At 70.2% G+C, this 12,826-nt stretch carries 8 protein-coding genes; 6 read left to right on the top strand and 2 right to left on the bottom strand.

Translation table 11 applies throughout. The annotated features are described in order from the left end of the window. Positions 1 to 3 precede the first annotated feature (3 nt). Both G5C66_RS14945 and G5C66_RS14940 read right to left on the bottom strand, forming a co-directional pair. Complete coding sequence (locus tag G5C66_RS14945; RefSeq protein ID WP_165111749.1) at positions 4 to 1,188, bottom strand: glycoside hydrolase 5 family protein; 1,185 nt, start codon at positions 1,186 to 1,188, stop codon at positions 4 to 6. A gap of 36 nt (positions 1,189 to 1,224) precedes the next feature. Continuing rightward, complete coding sequence (locus G5C66_RS14940; protein ID WP_165111748.1) at positions 1,225 to 2,247, bottom strand: LacI family DNA-binding transcriptional regulator; 1,023 nt, start codon at positions 2,245 to 2,247, stop codon at positions 1,225 to 1,227. A 136-nt stretch (positions 2,248 to 2,383) separates the two neighbouring features. Here G5C66_RS14940 and G5C66_RS14935 point away from each other — a divergent pair, with 136 nt between their 5' ends. The 6 genes from G5C66_RS14935 to G5C66_RS14910 are packed head-to-tail and all read left to right on the top strand — an operon-like array spanning position 2,384 to position 12,818. Further along, positions 2,384 to 3,661, top strand: a complete 1,278-nt coding sequence (locus G5C66_RS14935; RefSeq protein ID WP_165111747.1) for an ABC transporter substrate-binding protein — start codon at positions 2,384 to 2,386, stop codon at positions 3,659 to 3,661. A 29-nt stretch (positions 3,662 to 3,690) separates the two neighbouring features. Further along, positions 3,691 to 4,563, top strand: coding sequence for an ABC transporter permease subunit (locus G5C66_RS14930; RefSeq protein WP_165111746.1), 873 nt, complete (start codon positions 3,691 to 3,693; stop codon positions 4,561 to 4,563). Then, complete coding sequence (locus G5C66_RS14925; protein ID WP_206444131.1) at positions 4,563 to 5,450, top strand: carbohydrate ABC transporter permease; 888 nt, start codon at positions 4,563 to 4,565, stop codon at positions 5,448 to 5,450. The genes G5C66_RS14930 and G5C66_RS14925 overlap by 1 nt, the downstream gene beginning before the upstream one ends. Beyond that, positions 5,447 to 6,802 (top strand): AGE family epimerase/isomerase, encoded by a 1,356-nt coding sequence (locus tag G5C66_RS14920; RefSeq protein ID WP_241248526.1) that lies wholly within the window; start codon positions 5,447 to 5,449, stop codon positions 6,800 to 6,802. The genes G5C66_RS14925 and G5C66_RS14920 overlap by 4 nt, the downstream gene beginning before the upstream one ends. Beyond that, positions 6,799 to 9,858 (top strand): GH92 family glycosyl hydrolase, encoded by a 3,060-nt coding sequence (locus tag G5C66_RS14915; RefSeq protein WP_338144182.1) that lies wholly within the window; start codon positions 6,799 to 6,801, stop codon positions 9,856 to 9,858. The genes G5C66_RS14920 and G5C66_RS14915 overlap by 4 nt, the downstream gene beginning before the upstream one ends. Continuing rightward, positions 9,858 to 12,818, top strand: coding sequence for an alpha-mannosidase (locus tag G5C66_RS14910; RefSeq protein ID WP_165111745.1), 2,961 nt, complete (start codon positions 9,858 to 9,860; stop codon positions 12,816 to 12,818). Before G5C66_RS14915 ends, G5C66_RS14910 begins: the two co-directional genes overlap by 1 nt. The last annotated feature ends 8 nt before the right edge of the window (positions 12,819 to 12,826 follow it).

Genomic DNA, 12,826 nt, shown 5'->3' with positions numbered 1-12,826 from the left:
GGGTCAGCGGGGCGGGACGATCTCGACCGGCCCGCCGCCCCGTGCCTCGACCCAGGCGCGGTGGAAGTCGCTGCCGGGCGCGACCTCGGCACGGCGCTCGGGCTCGCGGAGCAGGTCGACCGGGCACTCGATCCGCTGACGTGCCGCCGGCTCGGGGCGGGGGCCGCTGTGTGCCGCGATCGCCTCCGCCAGCGCCTCGGCGACCGGCTTGCGCCGGTGGTCGACGGTGAAGAGACCGAGGTCGTACTCGCGCTCCGGGAAGTCGGCCAGCGACCGGTCCAGGTCGTGGGAGCACCACCAGGTGATGCCGAACAGGGCCGGGTTCTGGGCGACGAGGTCGATCGTGCCGGTGACGAACTCCCGCACGCTCGCCGGAGTGATCTCCGGCAGGGGAGCGCCGATCTCCTGGAGCCAGACCGGACGCCCCGGCTCCGTGGCGTACGCAGCGGCCAGCTCGACCAGGTAGTCGGCATGCGTGAGCGTGGCCGGCCCCAGCGGCGCGTCGATCGCGCCGACGCCGTTGAAGACCCAGGAGTGGACGGTGCTCAGGTCGCCGAGCGTGGTGACGTCGGCAGGTCCGAAGGGGTGGTCGGGCGCGTAGAAGGCGTCGTCGAAGAGCGAGTGCAGGCAGAGCAGGCCGGGCGCCGCCTTGCGTGCGGTCTCGAGGAGCTCCTGGGCCCAGGAGCGGGAGTCGTCGATGGTGGTCGGGTTGGACGGCCACAGGTTGTTGACCTCGTTGCCGAGGGTCAGCGAGAAGACGTTGTCGCGGGTCGCGACCGCGGTGGCGAGGGTGTCGACGTAGGTGCGCAGGCCATCGCGGACCTCCGGGTGGCTGAAGACCGATCGCTGGTGGTGGGTGAGAACCCACGACGGCAGGAAGTCGAAGCTCGACAGGTGGCCCTGCACCAGGTCGACGCAGACGTCGAGGCCCCGGGCGGCGGCCAGGTCGATGGTGGTGAGGACGTCGTCGACCGCCGAGGAGCGGATCAGCGATCGGTTGGGCTGGATCCAGGGCCACACCGGGAAGATGCGTACGTGGTCGAGACCGAGTCCGGCGAGGTCGTCGAAGTCCCGGGCGATCTGGTCGGCGTCGAAGTCGAGCCAGGAGTAGAACCAGCCGGACGACGGCACGTGGTTGGCTCCGAAGCGCAGCGGGGCAGAGGTCGAGGGGGTCGGGTGAGCTGGCACCTGCGCAATATAAACCGTTTAAGTAAACCGGAGCAATCACTGTCCGGCGGGCGGTGCCGTGCTCTCGCGAGGGACGAGCACCGGCGTGCTCGACTGGTGGCGCACCGTGAGCGTCGGGTCGGCGATCAGCCGGAGCAGCTCGCGCGCGGCCTCGGTGGCCCACCCCTGGGTGTCTCGGGTCAGGGCCGTCAGGGCGGGGTGGGTGAGCCGGGCCAGCAGGGAGTCGTCGAAGGAGAGGATCGAGAGGTCCTGGGGCACTCGCACGCCCATCTCGAGGGCGACCCCCAGCCCGGCCACGGCCATCACGTCGCTGTCGTAGACGATCGCGGTCGGCCGGTCGCGCCGCGACAGGACCCGGCGGGTGATGACCGCGCCCTCGGAGTCGCTGTAGTCGGTCGGGATCGAGACGACCTCGGCCAGCTCGTGGCGCTCCTTGGCCTCGGTGAGCACGTCCATCCGGCGCTTGGTGTGCAGGAACTGCGGCATGCCGGCGACGTGGACGACATGACGGTGGCCGAGGGCGGCCAGGTAGTCGACCGCCTCGTGCATCGCCTCGCTGTCGTCGGCCCAGCTGAAGCTCAGCGACGTGTCCGCGAGCGGTCCGCCGAGCACCATCACCGGGACCTCGAGCGCCTCGAGCGCGGGGAACCGCGGGTCCTCGATGAGCGGGTCGAGCAGCACGAAGCCGTCGACCCGCTTCTCCGCGGTCCAGGTGCGGTAGGCGGCCATCTCGGCCTCGGGGTCCTCGACCACGAGCAGCTGCAGCGCGGTGCCGTCCTCGGCCAGGCCGGCCTGCAGGCCGGAGACGACCTGGCCGAAGAAGGGCTCGAGCCCGAGCGTGCGTGCGGGGCGGGACAGGATCAGGCCGACCGCTCCGGCGCGGGAGTTGCCGAGCGACCTCGCCGCGCGGTGGGGGCGCCAGTTCATCTCGTCGGCGACCGCCAGGATGCGCCGCCGGGTCTCCTCGCTGACTCCCGGGCGTCCGTTGAGCGCGAACGAGACCGCGCCCTTGGAGACGCCGGCGCGTTCGGCGATGTCCGCGATGGTGGGTCGTGCCATCGGCATGTCCTTCCTGGGGTGAGGCAGGGGCCGATTGTGGCGACCCTCACACCGGTGCCTTGACGGCACACCTCGTTCGGTGAATGATACGGCCCAACTTAACCGCTTTATCTGAGCTTTCAGCAAGGAGCCGAAAATGAGCGTACGCCGGTTGGTGGGGGTCGCCGCTGGATTGGCCATGGGCGTCACTGCGATGACGGGTTGCGGGACCGGCGACGAGCCGTCCGCCGGCGACCTCGAGGGCAAGATCGAAGGCAAGGTCTCGATCCAGACGTGGGCCCTGAAGCCCAAGTTCACCGACTACGTCGAGGGTGTCATCGCGGCCTTCGAGAAGGAGAACCCGGACGTCGAGGTCACCTGGCTCGACCAGCCCGGTGACGGCTACGACCAGAAGGTGCTCACCCAGGCCCAGTCCGGTGACCTCCCCGACGTCGTCAACCTGCCGCCCGACTTCGCGCTGCCGCTGGCGGAGCAGGAGCAGCTGCTCGACCTCGAGAAGGCCGACGTCGACCTCGAGGGCACGTTCGTCGAGGGCGGCCTGCAGGGCTACCGCTACGACGGTCTCGACGGCACCTACGGCTACCCGTGGTACCTCGGCACCGACGTGAACTACTGGAACACCAAGCTGCTCGAGGACAACGGCCTCGACCCGAAGAACCTCCCGACCGACTGGGACTCGCTCTTCGAGCAGGCGGAGACGTACCAGAAGACGGCCAAGGGCTCGTCCTACCTGATCAGCCGCAAGCCCGGCATCAACGACTTCCAGAACCTCGGCGTCGAGATCTTCAACGAGGACGGCACCGAGCTCACCTTCAACCAGCCCGAGGTGGTCGAGCTGGTGCAGAGGTTCGCCGATGCGTACAAGGCCGGGCTGCTGCCGAAGAACCTGCTCTCGGAGGAGTTCCAGGGCAACTCGGCGATGTACAACGAGTCCAAGGTCGCCTGGACCACCGGCGGTGGCCAGCACATCAACACGACGCTGAAGACCGAGGCGCCCAGCCTGGTCGACGTGACGACCTCCAACCACGCCTTCGGCGACGGCCCGCTGTACGTCCAGGGCCTCTCGGTCAACGCCAAGTCGAAGAACCTGGCGGCCGCCAACGCGCTCGCCCAGTTCGTCACCAACGCCGAGAACCAGAAGGCCTTCGCCGAGCTGGTCCCGGGTATCTACCCGAGCACCACGGAGTCCGCCGAGGACGAGTTCTTCTCCAAGAGCGACGGCACCAACGCCGGCGACGCCCAGGTGACCGCGTTCGAGACCCTCTCGACCGCCATCCCCAACAACCCGCGCTGGTCGCCGGCCATGGAGACGATCCTGCAGCAGCAGCTCGCCGCGGCGATCACCGGAGACGCGACCCCGCAGGAAGCCCTCGACAAGGCCGTCGAGGAATGCAACAAGATCCTCACCCAGTGACGAGTCCGATCACGAGGTCGAGCGGCCAGGTGCGTGACCACAGGTGGTTCACGCCCTGGCTGCTCGTCGCGCCGGCCGTGGTGTGGCTGTGCGTCTTCAACGTCTATCCCGCCCTCAACACCATCTACATGGCGTTCACCAACACCAAGCCACTGGGCGGCGGGGAGTTCACCGGGCTGGCCAACTTCGAGCGGATGCTCGACGACGACCAGCTCGTCCACGCGCTGACCAACTCGATCCTCTACATGGTCGTCTGCGTACCGCTGCTGACCCTGCTGCCGTTGCTGCTCGCGGTGCTGGTCGAGAAGAAGCTGCCGGGCCTGACCTTCTTCCGGGTCACCTTCTACACCCCGGTGGTCGCCTCGGCGGTCGTGGTCGCGCTGATCTGGAGCTGGCTGCTCGACGACCGCGGCGCGATCAACTCGATCCTGTCGGCGCTGCAGGTGGTCACCGAGCCGATCCCGTTCCTGACCGACCGCTGGCTGCTGCTCTTCAGCGCGATCAGCCTGACGGTCTGGAAGGGCCTGGGCTACTACATGATCATCTACCTCTCGGCTCTCGGTAACGTCGGTCGCGAGCTCCACGAAGCCGCGGCCGTCGACGGCGCCGGCCCGGTCCGCCGCTTCTGGAGCGTGACCGTCCCCGGCGTACGCGGCACGATGCTGCTGATCACGATCCTGATCACGATCTCGGCGCTGCGGGTGTTCACCGAGCTCTACGTGATGACCGGCGGCACCGGCGGCCCCGGCGGCAAGGTGAGCTCGATGGTGATGCTGATCCAGCTCTACTCCACCGGCTTCACCGGCAGCCTCGGGTACGCCTCGGCGCTGAGCCTGCTGCTCTTCGTGCTCACCCTCCTGCCGATGGTGCTGCTGGCCCGGCTCAACCGGAAGGACGGCTGATGACCGACACCCGACCGCAGGCGACGAAGCGCGCGAAGAGGCACAGGTCGTACTCGTTCCATCGGATGTCCACCGGCGAGATGGTGACGCGCTACGCGCTGCTCCTCGTGGTGCTCGCGATCACGATCCTGCCGTTCCTGTGGCAGCTGTCGACCTCGCTGAAGTCGATCGACGAGGACGTCTACTCCTCGACCCCGAGCTTCATCCCGGAGCACCCGACGTTCGCCAACTACGCCAAGGTGGCCGAGGTCGTCCCGGTCGTCGACTACGCGATGAACTCGGTCGTCGTCGCGGCCCTGGTGGTGGGCGGCAACATCCTCGGCGCGACGATGGCGGGCTACGCGCTGGCGAAGCTGCGCTTCCGCGGGTCGAAGCTGGTCCTGGGCGCGCTGCTGGCCACGCTGATCCTGCCGGGGGAGGCGACGATCATCGCCCAGTACGTCACCGTCCGCTCGCTCGGGCTGACCGACACGCTGCTCGGGGTCGCGCTGCCCGGGATGATCGGGATGATCAACGTCCTGCTGATGCGGGCCGCGTTCACCGCGATCCCGGACGAGCTCGAGATGGCGGCCAAGGTCGACGGCGCCAACGCCTGGCAGCGGTTGGTCCACGTCAACCTCCCCGGCGTACGCGGCATGCTCAGTGTCATCTCGATCTTCGCGTTCATCGGCGCCTGGGACGACTTCCTGTGGCCGCTGATCGTGCTGACCGACCCGGAGAACCTGACGCTGACCGTCGGGCTGCAGTATCTGTCCGGCACATTCACCAACAACCCCCGCCTGATCGCGGCAGGCACGATGATCTCGTTCGTCCCGATCGTGGTCGTCTTCGCAGTGCTGCAGCGCTACTTCTTCCGCGGGGTCGAGGAAGGGGCCATCAAGGGATGACCGACCTGCAACTGACCGCCGCCGAGATCGCCCGGTTCGAGGAGGAGGCCGCACGCCTGCTGGCCTTCGCCCGGGGTTCCCGCCATGAGGGCGGCGGCTTCGGATGGCTCGACGAGCGCGGTGCGCTCACCCCGGGCCGGCCGGTCGAGACCTGGATCACCGCCCGGATGACGCACGTCTTCGGGCTCGCGCAGCTGCGCGGTGACGCGTCGGCGGCTGCGTACGTCGACCACGGGGTCGCCGCGCTCACCGGTCTGCTCCACGACGCCGACAACGGCGGCTGGCACTCCGCGGTCTCCCCGGAGACCGGCGAGGTGGTCAGCACGGTCAAGGAGGGCTACGCCCATGCCTTCGTCGTGCTCGCCGCCACCACCGCGTACGCCGCCGGCCACCCCGGCGCGGAGGCGCTGCTCGAGGACGCGCTGAGGGTGATGGAGGCGAAGTTCTGGCGCGAGGACGACGGGCTGATCCTCGACGTGTGGAGCGCCGACTGGGCCTCGCTCGACAGCTACCGCGGGGTCAACGCCAACATGCATGCCGTCGAGGCGTTCCTCGCGGTCGCCGAGGTGACCGGTCGCCGGGTCTGGCTCGATCGCGCGGGGCGGATCCTGGAGCGGGTCGTGCACGGCTTCGCGCGCGAGCACGACTGGCGGCTCCCGGAGCACTTCTCCTCGTCCTGGTCGGTCGAGCTGGACTACAACCTCGACGAGCCCGGCCACCCGTTCCGGCCCTACGGCGTCACCATCGGCCATCTCTTCGAGTGGGCCCGGCTGGCGCTGCACGCCCGCACGCTGCTCGGGGAGGAGGCGCCTTCGTGGCTGCTCGAGGACGCCCGGTCGCTGCTCGACGCCGCGGCCTCGCGCGGCTGGGCGGTCGACGGCGCTTCCGGCTTCGTCTACACCACCGACTTCGCCGACAAGCCGGTCGTGCGCGAGCGGATGCACTGGGTCGCCGCCGAGGCGGTCGCGGCCGCCTGGACGCTCTTCCGGGACACCGGCTCTGCCGAGGCGCTCGCAGACTTACGCCGCTGGTGGGCCTACTGCGAGGAGCATCTGGTCGACCGCGAGGGTGGTTCGTGGCACCACGAGCTGGACCCCGCCAACCGGCCCTCGGCCACGGTCTGGCCCGGCAAGCCGGACGTCTACCACGCGTACCAGATGGCGATCCTGCCGCTGCTCCCGGCGAGCGCCAGCTTCGCCGGCGCGGCCGCCGCGCTGGTCGAGCCCGGCGAGCGCCAGCGAGCCGGTGTCGAGACCAACACGGTCCCATCGAGCGCGACAGGCGACCGTGTTGGTCTCGACACGCCTCCGCCTAGCGGCTCCGGCGGCTCGACCAGCGGGAGGGCTGAGTGAGTCTGTCTCTCGGGAACGGGCCGGCCGACCCGGTCAACGCGCGCGCAGGCGTGGGGTACTCCTCGCCGCAGGCGTGGTGCTTCGAGGTCGAGCCGGGCGTCGGTGAGGTCGAGGCCGAGCTTCCGCTGGAGGCGTCGATCGAGGTGGCCGACGGGGACGAGCTGAGGTTCGTCGTGTTCCCCGAGTCGGCCGCCGAGGACGAGCGGCGGTGGGAGGCGACGTACGTCTGTGTCGACGGGTTCCTCGACGACGGCCGGCGGCTCAGCGAGGTGGGTCTGGCCGACCAGTACGGGCAGGCGCTGACCCCGGCGGCGCAGGGTGACGGGAAGCGGGCCTGGGCCGACCAGTGGAACCTGCGCCGGGTCGCGCTGACCGGGCTCGCCGGGCGCCGGATCGAGCGGCTCCTCGTCGTGGCGAGGGCGGCAGAGGTGCCCTTGCGGGTGTGGGTCGACGACGTCGCGGTCGGACCCGCTCGCGTGCTGCCGGCCGCGCCGATCGACCAGGTCGACACGCGCCGGGGGACCCACTCCAGCGACCGGTTCTCGCGCGGCAACAACGCGCCGTTGGTCGGGCTGCCGCACGGCGGCGTCTTCGGGCTGCCGATGACCGACGCCTCGGCGGGCAACTGGCCCTACGCCTGGCATGCCCACAACCGCGACACCGCGGGTGGACCGAACCGGCCGGCGATCGAGGCGTTCGCGACCTCGCACATCCCGAGCCCGTGGATGGGCGACCACGGGGTCTTCCAGGTGATGCCGAGCCCGCTCACCGACCCCGACGACGACCGGCGTGCGCGAGCGCTGGGGTTCGACCACGCCGACGAGGAGGCCGGGCCGCACCGCTACGCGGTCACGCTCGACGGCGGTGTCACCGCCGAGCTCGTCCCCGGCGACTTCGCGCTCGGGATGAGGTTCACCGGGGCGCGTGCGCTGGTGCTCGACCACCACGGGGAGATCAGGTCACTGACCTGCGAGAACGAGGGCGGCGAGGTGGTTGTTCGCGCTCTCCTCGCCGACCGCGAGGGCAAGCCGGCGCAGCACATCCATCTCCGGGTCGCCGGGACCTCCCAGCTGCGCCTTGGCGCGGGCCGGCTCCGCGGCCACATCGCGCTGAACGGAGCCGGGGCGGTCGACGTACGTCTGGGGATCTCGACCGTCAGCGACGAGCAGGCGGCGGCCAACCTGGCGGCCGCGGGGTCGTTCGACGAGATGGCCACGCGCGCTCGCACCGCCTGGGAGCAGGCCCTCGCGGCCGTCGAGATCGAGGGCGCGAGCGAGGACCAGCTGGTCTCGATCCGGTCCGGGCTCTACCGGCTCCTCCTCTACCCGAACCGCTACGGCGAGGGTCCGTCCCACGCGCACGTCTCGCCCTACGACCTCACCACGGTCCGGTACGCGCCGATGACCGTCACCCACGGCTTCTGGGACACCTACCGCACCGCCTGGCCGCTGCTCGCGCTGCTCGACCCGGCCGGTGCCGGTTCGCTCGCCGAGGGGTTCGTCGAGCACTTCCGCGACCGGGGCTGGACGCCGCGCTGGAGCGCTCCGGGTGCCGAGGACTGCATGACCGGCACCACCTTCGACACGGTCCTGGCCGACCTGGCGCTGCGCGGCGTACCGGGGATCGACCTGGAGACCGCCTACGTCTCGGCGCTGCGGAACGCGACCGTGCCGCCTGATGACGTACGTGTCGGCCGCAAGGGGCTGCGACGGGCGATCTTCCGTGGGTATGTCGACACCGAGACCCACGAGGGCCTGTCCTGGACGCTCGACAACGCGATCAACGACTGGGGTGTCTCGCGGCTGGCCGGGGTCCTCCGCGAGGACGGCGACGACGAGGACCTCACCGCGGAGGAGGAGTACTTCGCGCGCCGGGCGCTGGGCTATCGCAACGTCTTCGACACCGAGCGGGGCTTCTTCATCGGTCGCACACCCTCGGGAGCCTGGCGCTCCGGCTTCGACCCCGACGTCTGGGGTCACGACTACACCGAGACCAACGCCTGGGGCACCGCGTTCACCGCGCCCCACGACGGCGCCGGTCTGGCCGAGCTCCACGGCGGCGAGGAGGCGCTGGGCGCGAAGCTGGACGCCTTCTTCGCCCGACCCGAGACCGGCGCGGCAGCGCTGTCGGGTCACTACGGGTTCGCGATCCATGAGATGACCGAGGCCCGGGACGTACGCATGGGGATGCTCGGGCTCTCCAACCAGCCGGCCCACCACATCCCGTTCATGTACATGTTCGCCGGGAGGCACGACGACGCCCACCGGATCGTCCGCGAGTGCCTCTCGCGGCTCTTCGTCGGCTCCGACCTCGGCCAGGGCTATCCCGGTGACGAGGACAACGGCGAGATGTCGGCCTGGTACGTCTTCGCCACGATCGGGCTCTACCCGCTGGTTCCGGGGTCGGCCTCCTACGTGATCGTGCCACCGTCGGTCCGGCGCACCGTGCTGCGACCGGTCGACGGCAAGGAGATCGTGATCGAGACCGTCGGGACCGGTGCCCACATCCGCGCGGTGACCCTCGACGGCGAGCCCTGGGACGACATCTCGATCCCGCACGCTCGCCTGGCCGACGGTGCACACCTGGTCGTCGAGCTCTCCGAGACGCCGTGCGGCTGGGCGCAGGACTCCCGCCCGCCGTCTGCGTCACTGACTGCTCCGGCGCGTCCGGTGGCCGACGTGACCGTGGTGGTCCCGGACTCGCTGACCGACGACACCGGCGAGACCACGGTCGCGCTGGGTGCGGGGGAGCAGGTCGACATTCCTCTCCTCGGAGAGCGGACGCTCTCCCGCTACACCGTGACCTCGGCCGAACCGGGCGACCTGGCCTGGGAGCTCGACTACCTCGACGCCTCCGGCGCGACAGTGGCGCGCGAGGAGCGGGCCGGGGAGACGTACGTCTGGCCTGGTCAGACGCGGGTCTTCCGGGTCCGCCGGGGACACCCCGTGACGGCGGGGGCCGTACGGTTCACCGCGCTGACCGGCTGTGTGCTCACGCAGCTGGAGCTCATCGAAGACGACGCCGACAACAGAGACAACAGACAGGACGAGCACTGATGCACGATGACGTACACCTCACCGAGGGCCGGGTGAGCCGGGTCCTCAAGGAGCGCCTGTGGCCGGCGGTCCACACCACCTCGGCGCCCGTGAGCGTCGAGTGGCACGAGCTTCCCGGGGAGCCGATCGCCCCCGCCGACGGGCTGGCGCTGACCTACGAGCCCTTCGAGGTCGGCAGCGACTGGGGCCCGGCCTGGGGGACCGCCTGGTTCCGGATCACCGGCACCGTGCCCGCGGAGTGGGCCGGCAGGCGGGTGGAGCTGGTCTGCGACCTCGGCTTCGACGTCAACATGCCCGGATTCCAGTGCGAGGGGCTGGTCTACACGCCCGACGGCGAGCCGATCAAGAGCCTCAACCCGCGCAACCAGTGGGTGCTGGTCGCCGACGAGGCCACGGGTGGCGAGGAGATCGAGCTCTTCCTCGAGGCCGCGGCCAACCCGGTGCTTCTCGACTACCACCCCTTCCTGCCCACGCAGGAAGGCGACATCCAGACCTCGTCGAAGAAGCGGCTCTACACGACCCGCCGGATCGAGCTCGCCGTCTTCGAGAAGGACGTCTTCGAGCTCTGCCTCGATCTGGAGACGCTCCACGAGCTGCAGGTCGAGCTGCCCGAGGGGCCGCGCAAGTTCCGCATCCTGCAGGCCATCGACGACGCCCTGGACCGGGTCGACCTGCAGCGGATCCCGGCGACGGCCGCGGAGGCTCGGGAGGCACTCACCGAGGTCCTCGAGGCGACCGCCCACGACTCCGCCCATCAGATCGCCGCGATCGGCCACGCTCACATCGACTCGGCCTGGCTGTGGCCGGTGCGCGAGACGATCCGCAAGGTCGCCCGCACCACCTCCTCGATGACCGAGCTGCTCGGCGAGGATCCCGACTTCCGCTACGGGATGTCGTCGGCCCAGCAGTACGCCTGGCTCAAGGAGCACCGTCCCGAGGTCTACGCCAAGGTCAAGGCCGCGGTCGCCGAGGGTCGCTTCATCCCGCTCGGCGGCATGTGGGTCGAGTCCGACACCACCATGCCGTCGGGGGAGTCGCTGGTGCGGCAGTTCCTCTACGGCCAGCGGTTCTTCGAGAGCGAGTTCGGGATCCGCTGCAAGGGCGTCTGGCTGCCGGACTCCTTCGGCTACTCACCGGCCCTGCCGCAGCTGATGAAGCGGTCAGGCTTCGAGTGGTTCTTCACCCAGAAGATCTCCTGGAACCAGGTCAACAAGTTCCCCCACCACACCTTCGAGTGGGAGGGCATCGACGGCTCCCGGATCCTGAGCCACTTCCCGCCGATGGACACCTACAACTCCCGGCTCTCCGGCGAGGAGGTCGCCAAGGCGTCGCGCCAGTTCCGCGAGAACCGTCTCGCCACCGGCTCGATCGCCCCGGTCGGCTGGGGCGACGGCGGTGGCGGCACCACCCGCGAGATGGCCGGCAAGGCCCGCCGTCTGCGGGATCTCGAAGGCTCCGCCCAGGTGTCGTGGCGGCACCCGGACGAGTTCTTCGAGGAAGCCCGTTCCGAGCTTCCGGATCCTGCCGTGTGGGTCGGCGAGCTCTACCTCGAGCTCCACCGCGCCACCCTGACGTCCCAGCACCTCACCAAGCAGGGCAACCGCCGCTGCGAGCACCTGCTGGTCGAGGCCGAGCTGTGGTCGGCGACTGCTGCCGTCCGTGGCGTGCTCGACTACCCCTACGACGAGCTCGACGAGCTGTGGCAGCAGATCCTGCTGCAGCAGTTCCACGACATCCTGCCCGGCACCTCGATCGCCTGGGTCCACCGCGAGGCGGCGGCCCAGTACGCCCGGGTCGCCGAGGCCGCCGAGGCGCTCATCGAGCGGGCGCTCACGGCGCTCGCCGGCGAGGGCACGGTCGCGCTGAGAGCCGACGGGCGCTCCGGGGCGGTCCTGGCGGCCGAGCCCGTGGCGGCCGTGTCCGTGGTCGAGAAGGACGGGACGTACGTCTTGGGGAACGGGGTCGTCGAGGTCACCGTCTCCGCCGAGGGCCTGATCACCTCGGCCGTCGACCTGGCGACCGGGCGCGACGCGATCCCTGTCGGGGCCGAGGCGAACCTGCTCCAGCTCCACCAGGACTTCCCGAACATGTGGGACGCCTGGGACGTGGACCGGTTCTACCGCAACCGGGTCACCGACCTGCGCGAGGTCACCTCGATCAAGGTCACCGAGGACGGGCTGGTGATCGAGCGGCCGATCTCGCCGTCGTCGTCGACCACGCAGACCCTTTCGCTGGCACCCGGATCTCGGGTGCTCGACATCGCGCAGAGCACCGAGTGGCACGAGACCGAGAAGTTCCTCAAGGTCGCCTTCCCGCTCGACGTCAAGGCCGAGCAGACCCTCGCCGAGACCCAGTTCGGCTACCACCGCCGCCCGACCCACACCAACACCTCCTGGGAGGCGGCGAAGTTCGAGACCTCGATGCACCGTTGGGTCCTGGCTTCCGAGCCGGGGTTCGGGGTGGCGCTGATCAACGACTCGACGTACGGCTTCGACGTGACCCGTCCTTCCGCGCTGACCACGGAGGTGCGGCTCTCGCTGCTCCGGGCGCCGCGGTTCCCCGATCCGGAGACCGACCAGGGCGTGCAGACCCACCGCTACGGGCTGGTCATCGGGGCTTCCGTCTCGACCGCGACCGAGGCAGGAGCGGCGCTCAACACGCCGTCGCGCCAGATCACCGGCGCGGCCGCCGTCGAGCCGCTGGTGACCGTCTCCGGGGACGGACTGGTGATCTCGAGCGTGAAGCTCGCCGCCGACCGCTCCGGCGACCTGGTCGTGCGTGTCTACGAGTCCACCGGCGCGCGTACGCAGGGGGAGCTGCGCGTCGCGGAGAGCTACGAGCGGGTCGAGGAGATCTCGCTCGTGGAGGACCCGATCGCCGAGGTGAGCTCCGACGGCGGTGTCGTCGCGCTCAGTCTCGGGGCCTTCGAGGTCCGCACCCTGAGGTTCCACCGCAACTAAAGGAGACC

Origin of the sequence: Nocardioides turkmenicus (genome assembly GCF_011045035.1) — a bacterium.
Classification (GTDB): domain Bacteria; phylum Actinomycetota; class Actinomycetes; order Propionibacteriales; family Nocardioidaceae; genus Nocardioides; species Nocardioides turkmenicus.
The sequence above is the reverse complement of the archived record's forward strand: the minus strand, read 5'-3'. Positions and strand labels throughout refer to the sequence as shown.